Raw genomic sequence first — 25,169 nt, forward strand, 5'->3', positions numbered from 1 at the left:
CGCAAGCTTTTTTGTTATGCTTCTTTTTGTTCGGCGGTTTCCAGCAGTTCATCAAACGCCAGTTTTTTCACTTCGATATATGCGACGTGGTGGCCGTCAATTTCATTAATGATAAATTCGCAGCCTTCTTCGATAATCGAGTCGTATTGTTCGACGTCGTATTTCTGGGTAAGGAACCAGCCGCCGATGGTGTCGACCTCGTCATTTTCCAAATGGATGCCGAGGAGTTCGTTCACTTGATCAATCAGGACCTTGCCGTCAAGCATGTAATGGCCGTCGCCGAGTTTACGGATTTCGTTGATTTCATCAATATCAAATTCATCACGGATTTCCCCGACGATTTCTTCAATAATGTCTTCAACGGTGACAAGCCCCGCGGTTCCGCCGTATTCATCCGACAGAATCGCCATATGAACCCGTTCCTTCTGCATTTTTACAAGCAGATCGTGAATCGGTGCCGACTCAATCACATGGATGATCGGATTGACAAAATCGGTAATCGGCGAGTCGACTGATACTTCGCCGCTTATGCAGGCGGTCAGCACTTCTTTAATGTTAATAACGCCGATAATATTATCTTTGTCACCCTCTTCGACAGGGTACCGGGTATATTTTTCAATCTGAATGATGTCCATCATTTCAGAGATTTTGATATCATGCGGCAGACTGACGATTTCCGTACGCGGAATCATGATTTCTTTTGCAAGTCTGTCGTCAAATTCAAAGATTTTGTTCACATATTTAAATTCAGACTGGTTGATTTCACCGCTTTTATAGCTTTCCGATAAAATAATGCGCAGCTCTTCTTCAGAGTGGGCAAGCTCATTTTCAGACACCGTCTCCAGACCGAACGTCTTCGTTAAAAGACGGGCGGAGTTGTTCAGAAGCCAGATAAACGGGAACATGATGCGGTAAAACCAAATGAGCGGTTTCGAAAACAGCATTGAAACGGCTTCCGCTTTCTGGATGGCGACTGTTTTCGGCGCCAATTCTCCCACGACCACGTGTAAGAATGTAATGATCGCATAGGCGAGAATAAATGAAATAATATGCGATAATGAGCTTGGTACGTTTATCTTTGTGAAAAGCGGATGAAGCAAGCGTTCAATCGTTGATTCGCCTAAGACACCAAGACCGATGGAAGTCAATGTTATGCCGAGCTGGCACGCCGATAAATACTCATCTAAATGCGTGGTCACTTTTTTGACACCGATTGCGGCTTTATTTCCTTCTGCTATAAGCTGGTCAACCCGTGAGCCTCTGATTCTGATTATCGCAAACTCAGATGCTACGAAAAATGCCGTCAGCGCGATTAAAACCGCGACTAAAATCAAATTCACAATGTCCAATTAGAACCTTCACTCCTTTTGGGAAGATGAAGGTAACACCTCCTGTTAGTAAGATAATGGTTTAACTTAACAGCAGCATAAATGATTGAAGCACTGCAAGCTTTTCAGGAGCCAGCCTTTTTTTCAGCTGGGCGCGCTCCTCTGGTTCAAGCTTTTCAAACCGATTCAAGATCACGGAGATGTTTTGATTCATGTGATCAATTTCCGATGCCAGATTTCCAATATCGTCAGGCAGGGCTGAAGAGGGAAACTGGTTCTCCAGTCGATCTTTTATATCAGACAGGGCCAATCGCTGCTTTTTACAAGCGACTATAAACTTTAACCGATTAAGTGCAAGTGTATCGTAGTAACGATAGTTCGAACAAGACCTGTCAGGCTTTAAAAGCCCGAGGTTTGTGTAGTAATCCACCGTGCGTTTCGTTACACCGGCAAGCTCTGCTAATTCACTGATGCGATAAGTCTCAGCCCCATCTAAATCCCTCCCCAACCATCACGTTATAGTTATGAGAATAGTTTAATATATGAAGGGGAGTTTGCACAAGTTTATTGTTTTCCGTCTTTCTCCTGAAACGGCGCGGCAGGCTGTCTGAAAAAGCGTTGACTGCGCCAGGTAAATCTTTCATAATCATTGTAAATAGAAACGGAAGAAAAAGACAGAAGGGACAGATGACAGTGGCCGGTTTATCACGGGAAGTGACACAGAATCTGGAGAAAGGTTCATGGATACGCAAACTATTTGATGAAGGCGCGCGGCTGAAAAAAGAGTTCGGCGCCGATAAGGTGTTTGACTTTTCAATAGGAAATCCGGTTGCGGAGCCGCCTGAAACGTTTAAAAAGGCGCTTTGCGAAGCGGCTGAAACAGGGCGGCACGGATACATACAAAACCAAGGGCTTCCGGAGGCGAGAGAAAAGGTTGCGCGCTTTTTGTCAGAACGGTTTCAGACAGAAATTTCCGCCAGGCATACAGTCATGACGGTCGGAGCCGGAGGGGCGCTGAATGTCGCGCTGAAGAGCATTTTAAACCCGGAGGAAGAAGTCATCCTTCTTTCGCCTTATTTTGCGGAATATAAAGCGTATGTTGAAAATTACCGCGGCAGACCCGTCATCCGCCCGCTGACTGACTCATTTGAGATTGATATTGAAGCGGTTAAAGGTGCGATCACCCCCCGTACGAAAGGACTGATCGTTAATACGCCGCATAATCCGACGGGGACTGTGCTCAGCCAGAAAAACCTTAACGAATTGGGCGCCTTATTAAAAGAAACCGAAGAGCGGAACGGCCAAAGCATATTTATTTTATTTGATGAACCGTACAGCCAGCTGATCTACGGAGAAGAGCAGGCGAATCCGTTTCAGGCGTATCACCGCGTGATTTTAGTCAGTTCGTTCAGTAAAGATCTCGGCATTGCGGGGGAAAGGCTCGGGTATATCGCGGCAGACGCCCAAATGCCTGAGGGCGATCTTCTGACGGATGCGTTCGTTTTCTGCAACCGGACGCTCGGCTTTGTGAACGCTCCGGTCATGATGCAGCGCGCCGTGGCGAAAATGGATGATCTTTCGATTGACGCTGAACCTTACAGAAAGCGGAGAGACCTTATGGTGGACATCCTCACAGAAGCCGGCTTCGAATTTGAAATGCCGAAAGGAGGCTTTTTCGTCTTTCCGAAATCACCGATTGAAGACGAGGTGGCGTTCTGCATGCATGCCGCACAGAAATACAAACTATTGATCGTACCCGGCAGCGGATTTGGAAAAAGCGGCTATTTCCGATTATCTTTCAGCGTGCCTTCAGAACAGATCAGACAGTCGCGCGATATTTTCAAAGCACTGTATCAAGATTTTTCTTCATAGCTTCCAATACATAAAGATGGGAGAACGGACAAATGTCGAGGAGAAATAATGGCACGTCAGACATCAGCATTACAGGAATCGGAGTCTTAACCGCGGTCGGACAAGGCAAGGAGGCGTTTCTCGATGCGCTCATGGAGGGGCGGCACGCCTTTGATGTGATGAAACGGCCCGGCCGGCAGAAAGGCAGTTCGTTTATCGGCGCGGAGCTTAGCGAATTAACGCCGCCGGACGCGCTGTCCAAGCGCTTGTACCGAAGGGCCGCATTATCAGGAAAGACGGCGCTTATCGCTTTATATGAAGCGTGGCATGACGCTCAATTAGACGGCGCTGACCACAGCCGCACCGGTCTGATCATCGGCGGCTCGAATATGACGCAGCGCGAATTGCTGCAGGTCTTTGAGAAAAACGGTGAAACGCCGCAATTTGTAAATCCGACATACGGGCTTTCTTTTATGGATAGTGATTTGTCGGGGCTTTGTACGGAGCAATTCGGGATAAAAGGGCCGGCCTTTACGGTCGGCGGCGCGTCGGCAAGCGGCCAGGCGGCGGTTATCCAGGCTGCTCAAGGAATCAAAGGAGGCCTGTTTGACCGATGTATCGTGATCGGGGCGCTGGCCGATCTGTCGTACATGGAGTGTCATGCTCTCCGTTCTTTGGGAGCGATGGGCACTGATACATACGCTGAACGGCCTGAAGCCGCCTGCCGCCCGTTTGACCGGCATACGGACGGGTTTATATTCGGAGAGGCGTGCGGGGCGATTGTGCTGGAACGCGCTGAATCTGCCGAACAGAGGGGCGCGCGTTCGTGGGCCGGCTTAAAGGGCTGGGGGATGGCTTCCGATGCAAACCGCAACCCGAATCCTTCAGCAGAGGGCGAAATGACGGTGATCCGCCAGGCGCTGGAGCGGGCCGGTCTTTCAGCAAAAGAGATCGATTACATCAACCCGCACGGCACCGGTTCGCCGATCGGTGATAAGACTGAATGCCGGGCGCTTTCTGAAAGCGGCCTGTCGCACGCGCGGATTAATGCGACAAAATCGATTACCGGACACGGTCTGAGTGCGGCCGGAACGGTGGAAATCATTGCTGCTCTCTTGCAAATGCGGGAAAACAAGCTTCATCCGATCCGAAACTTAACGGAGCCGATTGACGATTCTTTTCAGTGGGTGACCGACGGGCCGAGCATCCATACCGTACACCATGCGTTAAGCTTAAGCATGGGATTCGGGGGGATTAATACGGCGCTTTGTTTAGAAAATCATTTCCGAAGCAGATAACGGCAGCCTTCTTTTTGAAGGCTGTTTTTTATATGATAAAAAAATCTGAAAATGATGAAAGAATGGAGTTGTGATACAATAAACTATACAAATGACAATCATGCTTTGACTTAGGAGGTGGCAGGATGGGGCCCTCTGTATAGTCAATCACCCATTTCGTTCCTCTCGCTTAAGAAAAAACGATGAAATCAGGAGGTGACGTCCTTATCCTTCAATTCGGGATAAGGTGAAATGGACGATATTGACAGTTTGATTTTAATCGGTGTGCTCATTGCGTTAACGGCATTTTTCGTGGCGAGTGAATTTGCGATCGTCAGAGTGAGAAGATCCAGAATTGATCAGCTCATTTCAGAAGGGAACAGACGGGCGGTGCTCGCAAAGCGTATCATTACGGATCTTGATGAGTATTTATCCGCCTCGCAGCTTGGCATTACACTCACATCCATCGGGCTCGGCGTACTGGGAGAGCCTGCATTTGAGCGGATGCTTCATCCTGTGTTTCAGGGTATGGGGCTGCCGGATTCTGCTGAGCATGTGATTGCTTTTGCTGCGGCGTACGGGCTGATTACGTTTCTACATGTCGTCGTCGGTGAGCTTGCGCCTAAAACGGTTGCGATTCAAAAAGCGGAAAAGCTGACGTTATGGATTGCCGGACCGCTTCGGTTATTTTACGTGTTCATGTTCCCGTTTATTTGGGTGCTGAACGGCTCCGCGAGAATTCTGACCGGTTTGGCCGGATTAAAGCCGGCATCTGAGCATGAAGGCTCCCACTCTGAAGAAGAGTTGCGGATCCTGCTGTCAGAAAGTTTAAAAAACGGAGAAATCAATCCGTCTGAATATACATTTGTGAATAAAATTTTTGATTTTGATAATCGGATCGCCAAGGAAATCATGATCCCGAGAAAAGAAATCGCGGCTGTTTCCACTGATATGGACGTGCCGGAAATGCTTGATATGATGCTGAAAGACAAATATACGCGCTGGCCCGTAACGGACGGGGACAAAGACAGTGTCATCGGCATGATCAATACGAAGCATCTCTTTTCAGATCTGCTGTTTATGACAGAAGATGAAAAAGCGGAAGTATCCATCACGTCTTACGTCCGCCCGGTGATTGAAGTCATCGAGACGATCCCGATACACGACCTGCTGATAAAAATGCAGAGAGAACGGATTCATTTGGCGATATTGTCTGATGAATACGGCGGAACGTCCGGTCTTGTGACGACCGAAGACATCCTTGAAGAAATCGTCGGCGATATCAGAGACGAATTTGATGAAGACGAACAGCCGCAGATTCAAAAGCTGTCCGAACGCCATTATGTGCTGGACGGAAAGGTTCGGATTGATCAGGTGAATCATCTTCTCGGCGCAGGGATTGAAGAGGAAGTCGACACGATCGGCGGTCTTGTGCTGAAACGGAATATTGACATCTGTGCGGGTGAGTCGATACAAATCGGGGGATACACTGCCCTCATATTAGAAATGGACGGCCGGTTTATTAAACAGCTTGAACTCAAAGAAGAACAGGGCCGCCCGGGCGGTCAGAGAACAATAAACCGCCAGCTGCCCGTGCCTGAAACGGTCATGCTTCATAACGCAACCTTGAGCGAAAAATAAGCTCAAGGTTTTTTTAAATGGATATCATAACAAAGCCGCACCAGAACGCCAAAAGGCTTCCGGCTGCTGAAACAGCGATGTAGAGCAGGCTTTCCTTTATGCGGTTGTTCATCATCAGCTGCACGGCTTCAATACTGAACGTGGAAAAGGTCGTAAACGCACCGAAAAAGCCCGTCGCGATGATGATGCCGGCAGAAGGATTATCCAGGCCCAGGCCGGTGAACATGCCGAGGCCGAAGGAGCCGAGCAGGTTGACCGCAGCCATTCCAAGCGGAATCGGAAAACCTTTTGTTCTTTCTGAAATTGCTTTACCCAGCAGAGACCGTAATACCGCTCCGATACCCGCTGCGATAAGCATCAGGACAATCGTCATGGCGTATCATGCCCCCTTCCCGCTGCGTGAAGGGCAATCCGCCGTCCCCAGAAAATGCCCGCGTATGCAAGGGCAATGCCAGAGATTAATGTCGCGGCAGCATAACAAAAAGCCGCTGCGGGAGACGATTGCAGCAGAAAAATGGTTTCTTTTGCGAAGGTTGACATCGTCGTGAAACCTCCGCAAAAACCGGTTCCTAAAAAGGCGGTCAAAAGAGGGCGTTTAGCCCGAATGATGAAATAACCCGTAATAAGACCGAGTAAAAGGCTTCCCGCCGCGTTTTCGAGGAAAGTGGCCGCCGGGAAAAAACCCCTGTGAATGTGCGCGCTTATTTCAAAGCGGAGCAAAGCGCCAAGCGCGCCTCCGATAAAAATTGCGATGTATTGTTTCATATCAGCCATCCTTAGAAATAAAATCCGGAAAATCAGTTACAATGCCGTCAACTGCCATCATTTGCAGCTTTTGGGCCGTCTTTTGATTTCTGACCGTCCAGGCAAATACTTTCAGGCCGTGTCTGTGAGCGGTTGAAATCAAGAACCGATTCAGGCGGGTATATTTAATATTGACATAATGTACGGCTGATTTGTAGGCGGCCAGCTGGCTTTTGGAAAACATCCCGAAGCTGGGTCTTGCAATAATTGCAGTCGGAACGGACGGATACATGTCGTGAAAGGTCTGAATCGACTTGAGGCTGAATGATTGAACGATAGGGTGGATGGAAAAGGAAAACCTGCTTAACAGCTGGCCGACTGCTTTTTCAAGACCGACTTGAGAAACGTGCCCTTTCAGTTCAATTAAAAATCCGATTTCAGAATGATAACGCTTCAAGACCTCTTCGAGCAGGGGAATCCGCTCCCCTTTAAACTCAGCCCCATACCAGCTGCCGGCGTCCAGAGACTGCAGCTTCTTCAGCGTAAAATCTTTTACAAAACCGGAGCCGTCCGTCGTCCGGTCGACTTTGTCATCATGGATGACGACAATCTGGCCGTCTTTTGTGAGCTGGACGTCAAGCTCAATGAAATCAGCGTTCATTTCGGCAGCGATATCAAATGCCGCAAATGTATTTTCGGGCGCGTAACCGGATGCGCCGCGATGAGCGATGGTATACAAGCTTGTCAGCTCCCCTCATGGGCATTTCTGTTATTATATCAGATTCGTATATGCACAGCGATTCAAACTGGTGAATGTGCAAAACAGTATTTTTTTGGAATAAAGATAGTGCTTTTTTCGGTTTACAATCCGCAGTGATGATTTATAATGGCAAAAAGGAGGCGAGATCATGGGAAAAGGGAGATTGAAAGTGGAAGAAAGAATTAAGGCCGAAACCGATGCCGAAATCCAAAAAGCGACTCTCCTGAAACAGACACAATCAAAGAAGAAATAGTGCCTGACCCTGTTGTATCTGGCTGAAAGATGAACGAATGTGTGAAAACCCCGGCTGTGCTCTGATGCCGGGGTTTTTCAGGCTGCCTAAAGACATTAAAAGAAGCTGATGTCCGAATGTTTTAGTATAATAGATTTTCGACAAGACAAAGGAGCATGCCATGATGACACAATTTCAGAGCTTTTTTACGCTTGACCATATTTCGCAGATCAGTATCAGCATCGGAATTTTAGCGGCTTTTCTCGTTTTGAGAAAACTGTTTGTCAAATACTTTTTTCAGCTCGTTTACAAATTGGCGAACAAGCCGAAAACCGACATATTCAAACAGATTGCCGTAGCGTTTGACAAGCCGGCCAGATGGTTTTTCGTGGCGCTGGGTCTGTTTTTGGCGATTGAGTATTCGCCGTTTTTAGACGGGCAGATGGACATTATCAAAAAAATGTACCGCTCTCTGATCGTTGCGCTGATCGCCTGGGGGCTTTGCAATCTGACATCGGCGTCTTCGTTTTTATTTCATAAAGTCAATCAGCGTTTTGAGCTTGATATGGATGACATTTTGGCGCCGTTTTTATCCAAGGTGCTGCGCTTTGTCATTCTGGCGCTCAGCGTCAGTGTGATCGCGCAGGAATTCAATTATGATGTAAACGGGTTCGTGGCCGGACTCGGACTTGGCGGATTGGCCTTTGCGCTCGCGGCTAAAGATACGATCAGCAATTTTTTCGGCGGCATTATCATCATTACGGAAAAGCCGTTTACGATCGGCGACTGGGTCGAGACGTCATCTGTAACGGGGGGCGTTGAAGATATCACATTCCGAAGCACAAGGTTCCGCACGGCGCAGGGGGCGCTTGTTACTGTGCCCAATTCAACGCTGTCCATGGAAGCCATCACAAACTGGACGAGGATGACGAAGCGCCAGGTCACGTTTTCTGTTCGTGTTTCTTATGCGACGCCGATTGATCGTTTAGAGCGGTGCATCACAAGGCTCAGAGAAATGCTTCGTGAACATGAAGGCGTGCATGATGATACGATTATGGTTAACTTTGACGTGTTTGCGGACAGCTATTATAATCTGTTTTTCAACTTTTACACAAAGACCATCGTCTGGGCGGAAAGCTTGGACGTGCGGCAGGATATCAACCGCCGGATTATTGATATTTTTGCTGAGGAAGGCGTGGAGTTCGCCTATCCGGGCCAGAATGTATTCGTAAAACAGAAGAGCCATGATGATCCGGTTCATGTGAAGGATCATTCCGGAGAAAAAGAACGGGCATAACAGGCGCCGTTCTTTTTTCATGATATGATAAAAAGAAAAGGCGGTGGAAGAGTGGAAGCGTTTATGACATTGATCAATCAGGCGGAACGTATCGTGGTGCTGACGGGAGCGGGAATGAGCACGGAATCCGGCATTCCTGATTTTCGTTCGGCGGGCGGTATATGGACCGAAGACACCTCCAGAATGGAAGCGATGAGCAGGGAATACTTTGAACGCCGTCCGCGTGAATTCTGGCCTAAATTCAAACAGCTCTTTCAGATGAAAATGAGCGGAGGCTATGAGCCGAATGCCGGCCATACGTATTTGGCGGATCTTGAAAAGCGGGGAAAGCAGGTAGACATTTTCACGCAGAATATTGACGGGCTGCATAAGAAAGCGGGAAGCAGCAGTGTCTATGAGCTTCACGGTTCAATTCAGACCGCCGCATGCCCCCGCTGCGGAGCGCGCTACGGGCTTTCTCATCTGCTGAAGGACGAAGTGCCGGAATGTACGGCGGAAATCGGTGATCATGCGGTATGCGGCACCGTATTAAAAACGGATGTCGTGCTGTTCGGCGATCTCGTTCAGCATTTTGAAACCCTTTATGAAAAGCTTGATAAAGCTGATCTTCTTCTTGTGATCGGCACTTCGCTTGAAGTGGCGCCGGCAAGGTTTGTCCCTGAGGATGCGGGCCGGATTCCCGGTTTGAAGCAGGTGATCATTAACCTTGAGCCGACATATTGCGACCATTTATTTGATCTTGTCATCCATGAGAAGATCGGTGAATTTGCAAAACGGATCAGCGCCGCGACATAAAAAAGCCGGATCATATACAGATCCGGCTTTTCTTATTCATGGACGGGAATCATTTGATCCGTCAGAACATCAAAGGAGTAGCCCTGGGCTTTCAGTTTTTGGATCAGGCTAGGCAAAGCGTGCACCGTCGCAGGCAGATCGTGCATTAAAATGACATGCGGCCTGCTCGTATGAACGCTTTCCAAATATGCGAGCTGATTCAATACTTCCGGCACGTACCGTGCGTTTTTGTACTTCCAGTCTTCACTGTCTATCGTCCAGTCCCAGTACACGAATCCGCCTTTTTCGAGATTCTTAATCTGGGCAGCCGTCAATGACGGTTTACTGCCGTAAGGCGTGCGGACAAGATCCGTTTTTACTCCGGTGATTGCCTCGAGCGTATCGCGTCCCTGCTGCATTTCGTTCAGCGGTGATGTCGGTGTTTGATAAAACAGGTGATTATCGTGCGTCACGCCGTGCAGGCCGAGCGCGATTCCTTCCTGCTTCGCTCTTTGCACGGAATGCTTATAGGCTTTCATCCGCGGTTCAAGCATAAAAAAAGTGGCCTTTGCGCCATTTGCCTTCAATACATTCAACAGCTGTTCAGTATATGGAGACGGCCCGTCGTCGAAGGTTAAATATACCGTTTTTTTCCCTGGGTCACGCTCTTTCTGCAAATGTTTCATTAAGACGTCGGGAGAATCATTTTTCAGCCGCAGGCTTTCTGCTTCATCCCGAAGCTGCCCGTTTGCGGTCACGGTGACCTGTTTGTTTTTTGCGGCGGAAGCGGAATATCCCATTATGACGATTACCAGAAGCAGTCCGCACAAAACTGCTAAACTCGTAAGTTTAAAAGCCAATGAAAACAGAGAAGGGGAAGCACCTTCTTTTGTGTTGCGCATAACAATCTCTCCAGTAGCATAAGTTTCTGCATAATGCCGATAACAGCGGAGGCTTGCGAAGTGCCATAAGTTAACAGCATATGTATGTCGAATCAAGTATACAGGAACAAAACTGGAAAAGACATAGAAAAGATGTCGAATAATAAGATTTTAAGAAAAAAATAAACTCCGCAGCCGGCTCGTTCAGTATGATAGAATAGTTGACAATAACAGCTGAGAATGTACATCACGGCAGATAACGATTAGGAGGGTTTACATGAAAACATTAGTAAACGGCCAATTGATTGATCGTGAAGAAGCGGCAGTTGATATTGAGGACCGCGGATATCAATTCGGTGACGGTGTGTATGAGGTCATCAGAGTGTATAACGGCGCCTTATTCGGTCTGCGTGAGCATATCGTCCGTCTTTTCAGAAGCGCCGCAGAAATCGGCATCACCCTGCCGTTCTCTGCAGAGGACATAGAATGGGATCTGCAAAAGCTCGTACAGGAAAACAAACTCATTGACGGCGGGGTCTATATACAGACGACGAGAGGGAAGGCGCCGCGGAAGCACCAGTATGACGAAGGATTGGAACCGCAGACGACGGCATACACCTTTTCAGTGAAAAAACCGGAAAATGAACAAAAAGCCGGAGCGCAGGCCATAACGGCGGAAGACAAACGCTGGCTGAGGTGTGACATTAAGAGTCTGAATTTACTGTATAATGTGATGATTAAACAAAAAGCCTATGAAGCAGGCGCTTATGAAGCGGTGCTGATAAGGGACGGAGCGGTTACGGAAGGAACCTCTTCCAATGTATACGCCGTCATAAACGGCACCGTCCGGACGCATCCTGCAAATGAGCTGATTTTAAACGGCATTACGCGGATGAAACTGTTAGAGCTGATGAAAGAAAACGGGATTGAGGTGCGGGAGCAGGTTCTTACCGAAGACGAACTCAGGGATGCGGATGAAATTTTCATCTCGTCAACGACGGCTGAATTAATCCCGATCGTAACCCTTGACGGAAAACCGGTCGGAAGCGGAGCGCCGGGACCTGTAGCCAAAACGATTCAGGAGGCTTTTCAGTCGCACATTCAGCAGGAGCTCGGCGTTCAGTCATAAGCTGAAAAAAAAGGCCGGAACACATCCGGCCTTTTTGCTTCAGTCAGATAAAAGAGATTCGATATGCTGCACGAGCACACGGGAGATCTTCTCTTTTGAAAGACGCTCAGGTTCAAGCATGGCATGCAGCGCCAATCCGTCGGCGATGGCGTACATTTTCTCCGCTTCGATCTCTTTATCAAGATTCGGTTTCAGAAGCTTATTTTCATCCAGCCAGTCAATCAGACCGCGGATATATGCCAAGATCCCGTCCTGCTGGGGTTGAAACTCTTCTCCCTTATGTCTGGCATAAGCTGTGAAAGCGAACCATACCTCCATTTCAGCCATCGTTTCTTCATCTGTCGGGATGATTTCAAGCATCAGACGCACCGCTTTTTCTTTCGGCGGCAGATCTTTCATGGCAACTTCGTTAATTCTGGCGGCCGCTTTTTCTTTTACGAGTGTCATCGCATACCCTAAAAGCTCATCCTGGGTGGTGAAATAGTGCCTCAGCGCGCCTAAAGAAAGACCCGCTTCCTGGGCGATGTTTCTCACTGTCGCTCCTTCCATTCCCCGCTCCAAAATCGTCCGCCAAGTGGCTTCGGCTATTTGTTTTCTTCTTTTTTCATGATCGATTATTTTAGGCATGGTTCCAGTGTAACAGGAAATATTTTTTCTTGCAATTTTGTAATACAGTTGTATTAAATAAAAAGCAGTGATACAATGCATTTTAGAAAACGATAAGGGGGAACCGGATTGAACGTGATTGCTTGGTTGATTGTCATTTGTGAGGCTGCGTTTTGGGCGGCTGTCATCTTCGGATTGGCGGCGCGCTATATATTCAGGCGGCAAAAGCTCGGAATGTTTTTTTTCGCTCTCATTCCTTTATTGGATGCCATACTGTTTCTGGCGGCCGCAGCTGATTTATACAGAGGGGCGGCGGCGACTATGGCGCATGCGGTGGCGGCCATTTATATCGGAGTGTCTGTCGCCTTCGGGAAAAGCATGATTCAATGGGCGGATGAGCGGTTCCGCTATTATGTGGTCAAGGAAGGGGCAAAACCGGTCAAGCGGTACGGGCTGGATTATGCCAAACATTATGCAAAAGGGTGGGGGAGACATGTATTAGCGTTTGTCATCGGCGGCGTTCTTTTAGCCGGAACGGTATTTCTCATTCAGGACGCTTCCCGCACCGAAGCGCTCAGCGTACTGTTAAAGGGCTGGTCTGTCGTATTGTGCATCGATTTTTTGATCATGGCGAGTTTTTTTGTGATGCCGAAAAAAAGAAGAAACAGCCGGGAGCTGTAAAAAAAGCAGCTTTTGATTAAGCTGCTTTACAGAAAGAATTATTTTACGATCAGCACGGGAATATCGGATTTCGATGACAGTTTTTCACTGACGCTTCCGAATAAAAGTTTTTTCAGCCTGTTCTGGTCCCGGCTCCCCATGACGATCAAATCCGCCGATATACGGTCGGCATGCTCGATAATGGCCTCAGCGGGATCACCTTCTAAAATGTCGATATCCCCGTCAATCTTGCTGTCGTTCATCAGCATTCTCGCTTCCGCAACGATTTCTTCCGTACGGTCTTCATAAATCATCGGATCAGGGGAGATTCTTTCCGCCTGGAGCGGGTCAGGAACGCTTGCAATCCCGCCGCCGATATACGTTGCCCCGGCTCCCGGCCTCGGGGGATCAACAATCGTCCGGGTATCTTTTGCATTGTGGGAATGTACGACCGTTAAATCCGCGTGAAACGTTTTTGAAAGGTCTATGGCTTTTTGGAGCGCTTTTTTACTATCATCACTTCCGTCAAAAGCTGCTATCAACCGGTCCGCGTGAAACATCGGCCTCATCCTTTCAGTAAAAAAGGTTTGTTTTACAATACCCGAATGGCAGAAATGTAAAACCTGCATTGACAAAAAAAGGATTTGTTTATATGATGAAGGAACAATATAGGGAAAAAGGAGGTATGGATCATGTCAAAACTAAAGCTTGTCAACTCATCTTCAGCTGAATACCGGCGTGACTCCCATACAGCTTCCGTTTTCTGAACATTTGCTTAAAAACGGGGCAGTCGCGCATAAACGGCGGGTCTGTACCTTATTTATAATAATAAGAGGCATGGAGCTGAGGCTTCATGTCTTTTTTTATACAAAAAAATGAAAGAAAGACAGGTGTGATGCATGTGGCGGTATTAGCGAAAATAATGAAAAACAATCCGGAAAAGCTTGAGGGCGGCTGATTGATGAAAGGGGATGACGGTATTTGTTTACTGTATTAAAAAAGCTCGCGTGGTTTTTTAAAGCCTATTGGCTGCGCTATACGACAGCGATTGTTCTGTTATTGATTGTGAATGTCATTGAAATGTTTCCGCCTAAACTTCTCGGTAACGCGATAGACGATATGAAGGCGGGCGTGTTTACAAAAAGCGGGATGCTGTTTTACATATGTGTTTTTCTCGCATTAACGGCAGCCGTCTATTTACTGTCTTATTTTTGGATGTATCAGCTTTTCGGCGGGGCGAATGTCATGGAGAAGATTCTCCGTTCAAAGCTGATGGGAAGGCTTCTACAAATGTCACCGCCGTTTTACGAGAAATACAGAACGGGCGATTTAATGGCGCGGGGGACAAATGACTTGCAGGCCGTCAGTATGACGACGGGCTTCGGGGTCTTAACGCTCGTTGATTCGACGATGTATATGCTGACGATATTTTTGACAATGGGGCTTCTCATCAGCTGGAAGCTGACATTTGCCGCGATTATTCCGCTGCCGATAATGGCGGCTGCGGTCAGCCTGTACGGAAAAAAGATCCATGAGCGGTTTACGGAAGCGCAGGATGCTTTCGGATCATTAAATGACAAGGTGCTGGAGTCGGTATCCGGCGTCCGGGTCATCCGGGCATTCGTGCAGGAAAAAAATGATGTCAGCCGGTTCGGTGATATGACGGCGGATGTATATGAGAAAAATATGAAAGTGGCGTTTATCGATTCACTTTTTGAACCGACTGTGAAGCTTCTCGTCGGCCTCAGCTATCTTATCGGTCTCGGCTACGGCGCTTATCTCGTTTTTCAAAACCGGCTGACGCTGGGAGAGCTGGTATCGTTTAACGTGTACCTCGGAATGATGATCTGGCCGATGTTTGCGATCGGAGAATTAATCAATATTATGCAGCGCGGGAATGCCTCCTTGGATCGTGTCAATGAGACGCTTTCCTATGAGCCTGACGTGACAGGACCCAAGCACCCCGCCCAAATCAAGGAGCCCGGGCGTCTTGCTTTTGAACATGTGACTTTCACATATCCGATCGGAGCTGGACCGGCGGTTTCCGATGTGTCATTTTCCGTTGAGAAAGGGCAGACACTCGGCATCGTCGGGAAGACGGGAAGCGGAAAGACGACGATCATTAAGCAGCTGTTGCGTGAATATCCGCCCGGTGAGGGAGCAATCACGTTTACAGGCGTTCCGATTCAGGAGATTCCGCTTGAGGAGCTCCGCGGGTGGATCGGCTATGTGCCGCAGGATCATATTTTATTTTCAAAGACTGTAAAAGAGAATCTGCTTTACGGACGGCAGGATGCAAACGAAGAGGAAATCGGCAGCGCGCTGAAAGATGCGCATTTTGAAAACGATATCGGCATGCTTTCCGACGGGCTTGAGACGCTTGTCGGCGAGAAGGGCGTAGCGCTCTCTGGCGGACAAAAGCAGCGCATCTCAATTGCGAGAGCGCTTTTGACCGATCCGGACATTCTCATATTAGATGATTCGCTATCTGCCGTAGACGCGAAAACGGAAGCCGCCATCATTGACAGCATCCGTAAAAAACGGCGGCATAAAACAACGATTATCACCACCCACCGGCTCTCGGCAGTTGAACACGCAGATCTCATTCTCGTCATGGATGAAGGCCGGGTATCTGAAAGAGGCACGCACCGGGAGCTATTGGCGCAGAACGGCTGGTATCGAAAACAATATGAGAGGCAGCAGCTGTCCTCTCTTGAAGAAGGGGGGACGGGCGCATGAAGACCGGGAGAAGATTATGGAATTACGCGCTTCAATATAAGAAGCTGCTGATATGGGCGGTCGTCCTGCTCATCATTGCGGTCGGCACTGAGCTGACCGGCCCGTTTATCGGAAAAAAAATGATTGACGACCACATTCTCGGCATTGAAAAAACATGGGTTAAAGCCTCTGCGGACGATCCGGGCGCCGTCAGGTTCCGGGGGCATGATTATGTCAGGGAGGACCGGCTCAAACCGGGGGCGGACAAAACCGGAGAGGCGCACATTTATCAAGTCGGTGCGGGCTACTATTTTGTTGACCGTCCCGTCAGTTTTGACGGAAACCGTTCTGTGTCTGACGGCCGGCTGACAATATCAAACGGTAAAGAAAGCAGGTCATATCCCGCCATTACGTTATCAAGACAGGAGATTTTTCAATTTTACCGTCCCGAAATAAAAGGATTGCTGACGCTGACCGCCATTTACGCGGGGCTGCTCATGTTTTCCGTGTGTTTTCATTACGGCCAGCATTATCTGCTGCAGATGGGAGCAAACCGGATCATACAGCGCATGAGGCAGGATGTATTTTCACACATTCAGAAAATGCCGATCCGCTACTTTGATAATCTGCCTGCAGGAAAAGTCGTGGCCCGCATTACGAATGACACAGAAGCGGTCAGGGATTTATATGTAACGGTGCTGTCGACATTTATCACAAGCGGCGTTTATATGCTCGGCATTTTTACGGCGCTGTTTATGCTTGATGTCAGGCTGGCCGCCGTTTGCCTGCTGATTATCCCGATTTTAATGATCTGGTCGGTTGTGTACCGCAAATACGCATCCGTCTTCAACCAAAAAATCCGTTCCATTAACAGTGACATCAATGCGAAAATGAACGAGTCCATTCAAGGGATGCCGATTATTCAGGCGTTCCGCCGAGAGAAGGAAACGATGAAGGAATTTGAAGAATTGAATGAATCTCATTTCCGCTACAAAAACAAAATGCTGTCCTTAAATTCTCTCATGTCCCACAGTCTTGTCAATGTGTTGCGCAATCTGGCGTTTGTCGGGCTGATATGGTATTTCGGAGGCGCGAGTCTGAGTGCGGCCGGTATTGTTTCGATCGGCGTTTTATATGCATTTGTTGATTATTTAAACCGTTTATTCCAGCCGGTTACGGGAATTGTCAACCAATTTTCGAAGCTTGAATTGGCCCGTGTCTCTGCCGCCAGGGTATTCGAGCTTTTACAGGAGGAGGAAACGGAAGAAGAAGGCGCTCCCGCAGACAGAAAGGCGAAAGGAACTGTGGAATTCCGCGATGTTTCTTTTGGATATCGAAAGGGAGAAGAGGTGCTGAAACACATCAGCTTTACAGCTGAAAAAGGGGAGACGGTCGCCCTCGTCGGCCATACGGGGTCCGGCAAAAGCTCCATCCTGAATCTTCTGTTCCGTTTTTATGATGCTCAAAAAGGGGATATTCTGCTGGATGGTCAGAGCATATACGGCATGTCAAGGCAGGAGCTGAGGTCGCATATGGGCATTGTGCTGCAAGACCCGTATCTTTTCTCGGGCACGATCGGCTCCAATGTGACACTCGATGATCAGCGTATTTCTTTGGAGCAGGCGGAAGAAGCGCTTCGCCAAGTCGGCGCCGCAAGTCTTCTGCAATCCCTGCCGAAGGGCATCAGAGAGCCCGTCACTGAAAAAGGCGGCACACTGTCCTCAGGCCAGCGTCAGCTGATTTCTTTTGCAAGAGCGCTTGTGTTTGATCCGGCCATTTTAATTTTGGATGAGGCGACGGCGCACATTGACACCGAAACAGAAGCAGTCATTCAAAAAGCGCTGCAAGTCGTTCAAGAAGGGCGTACGACATTTATTATCGCCCATCGGCTTTCCACGATCAGACACGCAGACCAGATTCTCGTGCTGGAAAAGGGCCGCATCATTGAAAAGGGAAGCCATGACGAATTAATGGCGCAAAAGGGGCAGTACCATCAAATGTATGAATTGCAGAAAGGAACGGCGAAGTCCGCGGTGTAATCGGAAAGGGTGAATCTAAAGATTCGCCCTTTTTTTCATTCAGTAAGCCAGTCCCACCCGTTTTCTGACAAACTGCGGGCTGATCAGCTCACGGTACAGAAAATGCGCCGTGTCTCCGACGGTGATTTTAGCGCCGTCTTCAGGAAGGCGATCCTGTTCGAACCGGTAAACTCCGGCAGCATCTCCGTCAGGAAGGTAGGTGGGACAGATGATCGTCCAGTCAAGATCCTCTGCCAGCAGCATCTCGTATACGCGGGCGTGTTCTTTTGCGGCTCTTGTTGATTTTCGTTTTGATTCTGCCGATTCAAAACGGTATTGATCAGGCATAAGCCGTGATTGAAGGATACCTGCGGTGCCGATCGTAATCAGACGCTGAACATGATGTCGTTTCATGCCGTCTATGATATGGGTCATAGCGGCTGAAAGGGTATCGTCACCGTCCGTGCCGAGACAGCTCACGACTGTGTCCGCTTTGGAAATCAATCGGCTTACATCTTCCCGCCGCCTCGCATTCCCTGTTATGATTTGTTTTTCAGGAATGGGAAGGACTGTTCCGGCTGATCTGACAAGAGCGAATATCTCCATGTGTCCATGTTTCTGCGCTTCTTTTATAAAAGCCTGTCCGACTCTTCCCGTTGCTCCGAGTAAAGCGATGTTCATGTGAAAAACCTCCTCGCCGCTCATTATATCATTCAAAGCAGCGGGGAAAAGAATACCTGTGAATAAACGGGAAATGGTGGGCAACATATTCATTGACCAAAGAAACACTTACGAACTGAAACAGCTCCCAATTGACTGAGGCAATGAATGACATGTTTTCGCTCCTTTTTTCCTAGGGTATGTGGAATAGGAAAAAAGGGTGACGGCATAAAAGAAGACGCGGTATCCCGCGCCTTCTGTAAGCCATTTATTGAGTTATTGTATGCCTTGGCCGCCCATGTTCTGCTGTGCGAAAGATACTAAACGTTTCGTGATTTCTCCTCCGACAGAACCGTTTGCACGAGAAGTTGTTTCTCCGCCAAGGTTTACGCCGAACTCAGAAGCAATTTCGTATTTCATTTGGTCGATTGCTTGAGCAGCGCCGGGAACTACTAGTTGGTTTGAAGAGTTGTTGTTTGCCATTTGTATGATCTCCTTTATAAAGTAGTATGGTTGGGTTTGCTGGAATTGCACCAGCCGATGATTTTCGGAATGAAAACCATTGCCAGCTCGGCTTCACCCAATGCTGTTTGCCGCTTTGTACTACGTATTATGGTGAATCAAACGGCATCTCATTCGGAAAAGGGTGTGGTAAATAGCGGAAGGAAAAAGAAAAGCCCAGCCTGGTGCGGCTGAGCTTTTAGCTTTCAGTCATATATGTGATAAAGCATTAATTCATGCAGCTCTTTTACGAGAGCCGGCTCTTCTTTTCCCGGATGTGTGTGTCCCCATTCAATGTCTCCGGACTTATGGTAAATCCCTTCGTAATGCGTACCCTGCCAGTAAAATGAAATCCGCCATCCGGGCAGTTTCTCTTTTTTGAATAACGGTTTCCAGCTGAAGTGCGAAATCATGACGTTCACGCTCCTTATGGGAAATGTTGATCTTGTTCATTGTAGCTCATCGTTCATTGCCTGTCCCGGGTAAACCAAAAAAAAGACAGCCTCACCGCCAAAGTTTTTCCGGGGCGGTGATGGACCGTTCTGATAAATACGACGCGTATTCAAAATTTCTCCGTTTTGTCAGGTAATCGACCGATCTCAGCTTCGGATGGGAAAAAATGCTGCGCCCGGGGCGGGAATTGGCTTCAAACATCCAAACTTTCCCTGAATGATCGACGCCGAGGTCAAAACCGATTTCGCCGATAAAACCTTCAATGTGCTCATTTAACACGCGGCTGACCGCCAAGGCGGCTTTTGAAAGTTTCCGCATCATGCCGACTCTCTCGCGCGGATCGCCGTATAATTCAGCTAACGTCCTGACTTCTCCGCCGGTTGCCAGATGCGTCGTGATGCTGTTTTCACCGGAAATTTTTGCCGCAATGGCCGTCACTGTCCATTTCCCCTCGGCGTTTTTATTCGTGTGCACCCTGAAATCGACGGGGCGCCCATCCAGCCGGATCAGGTCAATGCCTTGCTGAATTAAAAATGCGGACGGGTCATTGTTTTCTTTAAATGATGTCATGAAGGATGCCGCATCTGAATACTCTGCCGTCACCACCGTTTTTTCCTCATTCGTGTGTTTAACAGATAAGCCGGCATCTGTTTTTTCCACCTTGTAAATCCCCGTTCCGAGTGCGCCGTCTGCAGGTTTGATATAGACGGTGTCAAACGTGCTGCATAACGTCTCTAACGCTTCTGCATTCGGGTGCAGGACAGATTTTGGCAGAAGTGAAGCGGTGAGACTGTTTTTTTCCAGAAGCTTATGAATGTCCCATTTATTAAAGAATTGCGGATTAAACCACGGAATCTGATAGTCATTCATCAGCCTCTGTTTTGTCTGCTGTAAAAGCGGAACTTCTTCCGTTTTTCGGCTCGGGAGCCTGTCATATACGACATTCGGAAGCGGGACGGCCGTCCGTTTCCAGCTGTTTTCTTTATAAATCAGCGCTTGGACGGTGCCTTCTTCCCAGTTGATTTGATGAGCACCGAAAACGAAACAATATCCGTTCGCCTGTTCATGAAGAGAGAGCATCTTGGAAAAGAAGTCTGTGCGGTCTCTTAACGGGCGGGTCGGCGATGATGTGAACCCGGCTGTGAAAACGCCGATCAGCGGACCGATGTGCACCGTCTGGCCGTGTATGAGAAAGTCAGCCCGGCTTTTATGCGGTATCAACAGCTCCTCAAACAAATCTTCAGAAAGGAGCGCGCTTTTTTCAAGTGATTGAGAAAAGGCTACACGGCATTTGACAACCTTGGTCCCGAAGGCAGCGGATAAAAGCCCTTCCCGTTTCATGGAGGAGGGGAGAAACAGCGTATTTTTGCTTTTTTTATCGATGCCGACAATCATCCCTTTATGATTCACGCGGTAATACTCCTTTCCGGCTTTCCTGTGACTGAAGTTCGCGGAAGCGTCTCAGCGGACTCGTATACAAATCCTCTTTCGCCTCCGGAGCCACGCTTAAAATAGCTTTCCGCCCCGGCTTTGAATTGACATCCAAAAGCCAGATGCGTCCGTCTTTGGCATAACAAATATCGAGCCCCAGCTCAAACAGCGGCCCGAACCGTTCGTCAAGGAAATAAGGGACGGATTGGGTGATCGAAAAGACATCATCCAATAAAACGGCCTGCTGCTTTCTCGGAATTTCCTCAAACCATGTGTCAAACTTAATCGGTTCGGATCCTCCGGGGAAATGAGATAAAAGACCGTTCTGATAACCCCTTCTGACCGCTTTTCCGACCGTTTCCCAAACGCCTGACTCAGTTTTGCGCATGAAAATGCGGATGTCGCACGGATGCCGCTCTTTATCCTGGATATTTAAGTAGGATTGAAGCAAATAGCGGTGCTGCAGCACTTTTTTGCACCAGGACTTAAAAGACACGTGATTGGAAAATGATTTTGTTTGTTTGTTTTTTCCGATATAGTAAGTGGCCGTAATTGATTTTTTGCCTGTTTCAAGCAGGATGATGCCTCTGCCTCCCGCGCCGAAAGCGGGCTTAAGTATACATGCTTTTTCCTTGGCTAAGTATGATTGCACCTGTTCATAGCGGCTGACTTCGGCCGTTTCAGGAATATAGGGACTGATCAGATGATGCTTTTGGAGCGCATCCGTGACCGTCCATTTATCAGGAAGCCCCCGGCCGATAAATTCCGTTTTCCGATATTTTTTCAGCCATTCGACGATCGGTTTGGCTTTTTGCGCTTCAGCGGATTTTCCGTAAAAACAGCGGTCGTAAATATATTCGGGAATATCGATTTCCGTTTCGTTCCACTTTCCGCTTTGCGGGTGATAGACGAGCGCTTTCACGCGCAAAGAATCCGGAAATATATCAAATGGTGTAAAGCGGGCTAAGCGCACATTATATTGAGGCGCTCTTTCAGCCAATTCCCCGGCGTAATCTTCTTCGTGCCGGCGGGATACAGACATAAAACCGAGTGTTGTCATATTATTACTCCCCCTTTATTCAAAAAGCCGCTGATGGAACGGCCCTTCCATCCAATAAATATGCTAAGCGCATCATAAAAGATGATCTACTGTAAAGAGTACGAAACAGCATCTTGCCTTATTCCTCACAAACAACAATTCAGGTTCTTCATTTGCCCGCATGCACGCCAGCCTCTATAATACGAATAGATATATCATCAAGAAAATAGAACATTAGATGGAGGCAGAAGAAAAGGAATGGGCATAGCAGGAACGTTTCTATTTATGATTGTGATCGGAGCCGCGATCGGCGCGGTGACGAATCATCTTGCCATTCAGATGTTATTTCGTCCGTACCGGCCGTATTACCTGTTCGGAAAACGGGTTCCGTTTACACCGGGGCTGATCCCGAAAAGGCGGGATGAATTGGCAAAACAAATGGGGCTCATGGTGACGAACCACCTTTTAACCCCGGAAGGAATAAAAAAACGGCTTTTATCAGATACCGTTAAAAACCAGGCGCTTCTTTTCGCCGAACAATTCACGCAAAAAATGGCCGCTTCCGAGATGACGGTGCACGAAGCTTTGGCCGCCGCGGGCATCCGGAATCCGCAGGAAAAAACGGATGCCTGGATTGACCGTTTTACCGATGAAAAGCTTTCGGAACTGTACCGGAAATATGAGCACCGCGCCATAAAAGACTGGCTTCCTGATGAGCTTCAGGAAAAGCTGGATGAAAAAGTCCCGATGGCCGCAGATTATATCCTGAAGCGGAGCATTGATTATTTTGAGAGCGAAGAAGGGAAAGACAGGCTCGGAAATATGATTGACGACTTTTTGAATTCCCGGGGGATGCTCGGCAGCATGGTGCAGATGTTCCTCGGCAATTCAAGCTTGGCAGACCGTGTGCTGCCTGAGCTGTTAAAGTTTTTGCGCAATGAGGAAACGAAAAAGCTTCTGGCTGATCTGCTTTCTCAAGAATGGGGCAAGCTCAAATCTTATACACTTTATGAGGCCGATGAAAAGTGGAATGCGAAAGATCTGCTGTTCAGCATGAAAAAGCGGGCTTTGGCCGCACTTCAAACCGCGCCCTTTTTCGAATGCCGGCTCGGTGACATCATCTCCCGTTATGAAGGGGAGATTACGGGAACGTACGCGCCGAAGCTGCTTAATGCGGCACTCGGCAGTATTGCCGCTCATTTGGAGGATGTACTGAAACGGCTGCGTCTTGAGGAAGTGGTCAAAGAGCAGGTTGATCAGTTTCCCGTTGAACGGCTGGAGGAAATGGTGCTGTCGATTTCCAAGAGAGAATTTAAGATGATAACGTATTTAGGCGGTTTGCTCGGCGGGATAATCGGAGCAATTCAGGCTTTGTTTGTCATTCTTTTCTAAGGAAAACATACGCCGATGATGAAAGTCGCTCCGCAGTCTGTTATAGTGGAGTGGTATGTCCGAAAGGAAGAAAGGAGCGGTTACTATGGCAGTTCATTTTTATGATGCAGCATATGATCTTGAAAAAGCTTTGCGAAACAGTGATGAATACAGCCGTCTGAGAGGGCTTTATGATCAAGTAAACGCAGATGAATCCGCAAAACGCATGTTTGATAACTTCCGCAATGTACAGCTGCAGCTTCAGCAGAAACAGATGTCAGGTGAAGAAATCACTCAGGAAGAGGTAGAGCAGGCACAAAAAACGGTTGCTCTCGTACAGCAGCATGAATTGATTTCTCAGCTGATGGAAGCGGAACAGCGCATGAGCATGCTGATCGGCGAGTTAAACAAAATCATTATGAAACCTCTTGAAGAGCTTTACGGCAGCCCGGAATAAGCTCCAAACCCCTCCATCTATGAAATGGAGGGGTTTTTTTATTCAACAGAAAAATCAAGCGAACCTTTTACCGTACCGTTAATGATGACAGACAGAGTGTGAATTCCCCGATAATGCTTGCGGGTGGTTAAATCTTTAAGGGAATGATGTTTGCTGAAGGTTTTTACGTCCCCGTTATCCATGGCGGACTCCGACATCTTAAACACCTTGCGGCTGCGGTGCCCCCTTTTCTTTACAAAATCAATCGCGTATTCAACCCTGACTTTTTGCCGGGCGGATGAGCGGATCTGAAAAGAAAAATGTATGCTTGTTCCGATGGCGGCCGTTTCCGAATTCAGTGTAAAACGTTCCAATGAAATCCGGGAGGCGTCTTCAAACCCGAAAACCGCGAGCGCCTGTTTGTCTCCTCTTTTTAACAGTGTCCTGCAGGCGTGTTTCAAAATCCAGTCCGTGTGCGGACAGCTTCCGAACCGCTCGGCTGCGATCTGTACCAGAAGATCCGGATGTGTTTTGGAGATGTCATTCAGGTTATTCGCCACGCTTTTTCTGACATATAACGAGTCATCCTGCATCAAGCGGTCCAGAACAGGGAGAATCGGAGAAGGATCGTCAAGAAGAGCCGGAATGGAGATTCCCCATGGCAGGCGCGGTCTTGAGCCTTCGCTGGCAAGCCTTCTGACATGTTCGTCCGGATGCTCCGTCCAGGAAAGGAACTCTTTGAACATCCGCTCCCGATCAAGCCTGATATACGGGCGGACCGCAAATTCGGAAGTGGAAAAACGAGTGAAATACTGAAGCGCCTTCATGGATTCGTCCCAGTGATCCGTTCCGTACTGTTGGACATAATCGGGAAAAATAATCCCGGCGAGCCCTGAGAAGCGGGGAGCTGTCTCATATAAGACGTCAAGCGCCCGTATGTAATCCTTCGGCAGTGTTTCATATAAAGAGTCTGTGATCCGGCGCATCCGCTGTTTTAACGTCAGTCCGGGCCAATCTTCCTGAAATATCAGCGCCCGGCACTTGTCCCGCTCAAAAGCCGGATGCGCCGATTTGATTCTGTTCAGAAGTGCTTCTGCAAATTCTTCGTTATAAATATCTTTTAATAGAGACATGACAGTCACCGCTTTTTTTCTTTTATTATATGAGAATGTATGTTCCCTTTCAACTTTATCATACATTCAGCACAGATATTTCCTCTGATTTTTTTAGTTAAAAAAACCCTTGTTTTTTAACAATATAATTGAGATAATAACTCTGAAAGCGCCTACACTTACAGATGATCTAAGGATACGGTCGCCTATACTGCCTGGTATGTTAAGGGGTAGCAACAGAGAGTAAGTG

Annotated in this window: 27 protein-coding genes; 12 read left to right on the forward strand and 15 right to left on the reverse strand. The window is 48.1% G+C overall.

The genetic code is table 11. The features are described from left to right. Window positions 1-14: 14 nt before the first annotated feature. Window positions 15-1,349, reverse strand: a complete 1,335-nt coding sequence (locus K3G25_RS00450; RefSeq protein WP_003155308.1) for a hemolysin family protein — start codon at window positions 1,347-1,349, stop codon at window positions 15-17. A 61-nt stretch (window positions 1,350-1,410) separates the two neighbouring features. Beyond that, window positions 1,411-1,836, reverse strand: a complete 426-nt coding sequence (locus K3G25_RS00455; RefSeq protein ID WP_007409263.1) for a Cu(I)-responsive transcriptional regulator — start codon at window positions 1,834-1,836, stop codon at window positions 1,411-1,413. Between the two features lie 179 nt (window positions 1,837-2,015). Here K3G25_RS00455 and K3G25_RS00460 point away from each other — a divergent pair, with 179 nt between their 5' ends. From K3G25_RS00460 to K3G25_RS00470, 3 genes are all read left to right on the forward strand, one after another. Next, on the forward strand, window positions 2,016-3,200 hold the full coding sequence (locus K3G25_RS00460; protein ID WP_031304436.1) for a pyridoxal phosphate-dependent aminotransferase: 1,185 nt from the start codon (window positions 2,016-2,018) through the stop codon (window positions 3,198-3,200). Window positions 3,201-3,232: 32 nt separating this feature from the next. After that, window positions 3,233-4,477 carry a beta-ketoacyl synthase N-terminal-like domain-containing protein gene (locus tag K3G25_RS00465; protein WP_014417300.1) on the forward strand — a complete coding sequence of 415 codons (1,245 nt, stop codon included), beginning with the start codon at window positions 3,233-3,235 and terminating at the stop codon, window positions 4,475-4,477. 231 nt (window positions 4,478-4,708) lie between these two features. After that, window positions 4,709-6,097: a hemolysin family protein gene (locus K3G25_RS00470; protein WP_021494914.1), complete on the forward strand. Its 1,389-nt coding sequence runs from the start codon at window positions 4,709-4,711 to the stop codon at window positions 6,095-6,097. A gap of 13 nt (window positions 6,098-6,110) precedes the next feature. Here K3G25_RS00470 and crcB read toward each other — a convergent pair whose 3' ends face one another. The 3 genes from crcB to K3G25_RS00485 are packed head-to-tail and all read right to left on the reverse strand — an operon-like array spanning window position 6,111 to window position 7,580. Further along, entirely contained in the window at window positions 6,111-6,470 is a 360-nt protein-coding gene (crcB, locus tag K3G25_RS00475) for a fluoride efflux transporter CrcB (protein WP_017417357.1), read from the reverse strand. After that, a complete protein-coding gene (locus K3G25_RS00480) occupies window positions 6,467-6,862 on the reverse strand; it encodes a fluoride efflux transporter FluC (RefSeq protein ID WP_021494915.1) in 396 nt (131 codons plus the stop codon). The genes crcB and K3G25_RS00480 overlap by 4 nt, the downstream gene beginning before the upstream one ends. Before the next feature lies 1 nt (window position 6,863). Beyond that, entirely contained in the window at window positions 6,864-7,580 is a 717-nt protein-coding gene (locus K3G25_RS00485; RefSeq protein WP_017417358.1) for a glycerophosphodiester phosphodiesterase, read from the reverse strand. Between the two features lie 169 nt (window positions 7,581-7,749). On the opposite strand from K3G25_RS00485, the gene K3G25_RS00490 reads away from it, so the two are divergent. The 3 genes from K3G25_RS00490 (at window position 7,750) to K3G25_RS00500 (ending at window position 9,925) form a co-directional block, all read left to right on the forward strand. Further along, window positions 7,750-7,854, forward strand: coding sequence for a YhdX family protein (locus K3G25_RS00490; RefSeq protein WP_003155299.1), 105 nt, complete (start codon window positions 7,750-7,752; stop codon window positions 7,852-7,854). Between the two features lie 160 nt (window positions 7,855-8,014). Further along, the gene (locus K3G25_RS00495) at window positions 8,015-9,130 is read left to right on the forward strand and encodes a mechanosensitive ion channel family protein (protein ID WP_017417359.1); all 1,116 of its coding nucleotides are present in this window, start codon (window positions 8,015-8,017) and stop codon (window positions 9,128-9,130) included. 63 nt (window positions 9,131-9,193) lie between these two features. Beyond that, window positions 9,194-9,925 (forward strand): NAD-dependent protein deacylase, encoded by a 732-nt coding sequence (locus tag K3G25_RS00500; RefSeq protein ID WP_370531147.1) that lies wholly within the window; start codon window positions 9,194-9,196, stop codon window positions 9,923-9,925. A gap of 32 nt (window positions 9,926-9,957) precedes the next feature. On the opposite strand, the gene K3G25_RS00505 is transcribed toward K3G25_RS00500, so the two are convergent. Beyond that, window positions 9,958-10,806 carry a polysaccharide deacetylase family protein gene (locus K3G25_RS00505; RefSeq protein WP_014417307.1) on the reverse strand — a complete coding sequence of 283 codons (849 nt, stop codon included), beginning with the start codon at window positions 10,804-10,806 and terminating at the stop codon, window positions 9,958-9,960. Window positions 10,807-11,062: 256 nt separating this feature from the next. On the opposite strand from K3G25_RS00505, the gene dat reads away from it, so the two are divergent. Beyond that, entirely contained in the window at window positions 11,063-11,914 is an 852-nt protein-coding gene (gene dat, locus K3G25_RS00510; RefSeq protein WP_232489517.1) for a D-amino-acid transaminase, read from the forward strand. A 39-nt stretch (window positions 11,915-11,953) separates the two neighbouring features. Here the strand turns inward: dat and K3G25_RS00515 are convergent, their stop codons facing one another. Next, the gene (locus K3G25_RS00515) at window positions 11,954-12,541 is read right to left on the reverse strand and encodes a TetR/AcrR family transcriptional regulator (protein WP_232489518.1); all 588 of its coding nucleotides are present in this window, start codon (window positions 12,539-12,541) and stop codon (window positions 11,954-11,956) included. A gap of 108 nt (window positions 12,542-12,649) precedes the next feature. Between K3G25_RS00515 and K3G25_RS00520 the strand changes: the two genes are divergently transcribed. Continuing rightward, window positions 12,650-13,201, forward strand: a complete 552-nt coding sequence (locus K3G25_RS00520; RefSeq protein ID WP_232489519.1) for a hypothetical protein — start codon at window positions 12,650-12,652, stop codon at window positions 13,199-13,201. Window positions 13,202-13,239: 38 nt separating this feature from the next. Here K3G25_RS00520 and K3G25_RS00525 read toward each other — a convergent pair whose 3' ends face one another. Then, window positions 13,240-13,740 carry a universal stress protein gene (locus tag K3G25_RS00525; RefSeq protein ID WP_232489520.1) on the reverse strand — a complete coding sequence of 167 codons (501 nt, stop codon included), beginning with the start codon at window positions 13,738-13,740 and terminating at the stop codon, window positions 13,240-13,242. Between the two features lie 421 nt (window positions 13,741-14,161). On the opposite strand from K3G25_RS00525, the gene K3G25_RS00530 reads away from it, so the two are divergent. Continuing rightward, window positions 14,162-15,919 (forward strand): multidrug ABC transporter ATP-binding protein BmrC, encoded by a 1,758-nt coding sequence (locus tag K3G25_RS00530; protein ID WP_224988485.1) that lies wholly within the window; start codon window positions 14,162-14,164, stop codon window positions 15,917-15,919. Continuing rightward, window positions 15,916-17,937 carry a multidrug resistance ABC transporter ATP-binding protein/permease BmrD gene (locus K3G25_RS00535; RefSeq protein ID WP_202729481.1) on the forward strand — a complete coding sequence of 674 codons (2,022 nt, stop codon included), beginning with the start codon at window positions 15,916-15,918 and terminating at the stop codon, window positions 17,935-17,937. Before K3G25_RS00530 ends, K3G25_RS00535 begins: the two co-directional genes overlap by 4 nt. Before the next feature lie 39 nt (window positions 17,938-17,976). On the opposite strand, the gene K3G25_RS00540 is transcribed toward K3G25_RS00535, so the two are convergent. The 6 genes from K3G25_RS00540 to K3G25_RS00565 all read right to left on the reverse strand — a co-directional run bounded on the left by K3G25_RS00540 (window position 17,977) and on the right by K3G25_RS00565 (window position 22,021). Beyond that, window positions 17,977-18,597, reverse strand: a complete 621-nt coding sequence (locus K3G25_RS00540) for an NAD(P)-dependent oxidoreductase (RefSeq protein ID WP_029973208.1) — start codon at window positions 18,595-18,597, stop codon at window positions 17,977-17,979. 28 nt (window positions 18,598-18,625) lie between these two features. Then, a complete protein-coding gene (locus tag K3G25_RS00545) occupies window positions 18,626-18,751 on the reverse strand; it encodes a hypothetical protein (RefSeq protein ID WP_007610363.1) in 126 nt (41 codons plus the stop codon). Window positions 18,752-18,852: 101 nt separating this feature from the next. Continuing rightward, a complete protein-coding gene (locus K3G25_RS00550; protein ID WP_022553606.1) occupies window positions 18,853-19,059 on the reverse strand; it encodes an alpha/beta-type small acid-soluble spore protein in 207 nt (68 codons plus the stop codon). Window positions 19,060-19,283: 224 nt separating this feature from the next. Continuing rightward, entirely contained in the window at window positions 19,284-19,499 is a 216-nt protein-coding gene (locus tag K3G25_RS00555; protein ID WP_012117190.1) for a YheE family protein, read from the reverse strand. A gap of 82 nt (window positions 19,500-19,581) precedes the next feature. Then, the gene (locus tag K3G25_RS00560; protein WP_022553605.1) at window positions 19,582-20,940 is read right to left on the reverse strand and encodes a YheC/YheD family endospore coat-associated protein; all 1,359 of its coding nucleotides are present in this window, start codon (window positions 20,938-20,940) and stop codon (window positions 19,582-19,584) included. Next, window positions 20,930-22,021 carry a YheC/YheD family endospore coat-associated protein gene (locus tag K3G25_RS00565; RefSeq protein WP_014417317.1) on the reverse strand — a complete coding sequence of 364 codons (1,092 nt, stop codon included), beginning with the start codon at window positions 22,019-22,021 and terminating at the stop codon, window positions 20,930-20,932. Before K3G25_RS00565 ends, K3G25_RS00560 begins: the two co-directional genes overlap by 11 nt. Before the next feature lie 237 nt (window positions 22,022-22,258). Between K3G25_RS00565 and K3G25_RS00570 the strand changes: the two genes are divergently transcribed. Together K3G25_RS00570 and K3G25_RS00575 are read left to right on the forward strand one after the other, a co-directional pair. Continuing rightward, window positions 22,259-23,392: a DUF445 domain-containing protein gene (locus tag K3G25_RS00570; RefSeq protein ID WP_232489521.1), complete on the forward strand. Its 1,134-nt coding sequence runs from the start codon at window positions 22,259-22,261 to the stop codon at window positions 23,390-23,392. An 85-nt stretch (window positions 23,393-23,477) separates the two neighbouring features. Next, window positions 23,478-23,828, forward strand: a complete 351-nt coding sequence (locus tag K3G25_RS00575) for a YlbF/YmcA family competence regulator (RefSeq protein WP_014720937.1) — start codon at window positions 23,478-23,480, stop codon at window positions 23,826-23,828. Between the two features lie 38 nt (window positions 23,829-23,866). Here K3G25_RS00575 and K3G25_RS00580 read toward each other — a convergent pair whose 3' ends face one another. Then, on the reverse strand, window positions 23,867-25,006 hold the full coding sequence (locus K3G25_RS00580; protein WP_079891364.1) for a DNA alkylation repair protein: 1,140 nt from the start codon (window positions 25,004-25,006) through the stop codon (window positions 23,867-23,869). Window positions 25,007-25,169: the final 163 nt, after the last annotated feature.

Origin of the sequence: Bacillus sp. FCW2 (assembly GCF_021228595.1) — a bacterium.
Classification (GTDB): domain Bacteria; phylum Bacillota; class Bacilli; order Bacillales; family Bacillaceae; genus Bacillus; species Bacillus velezensis.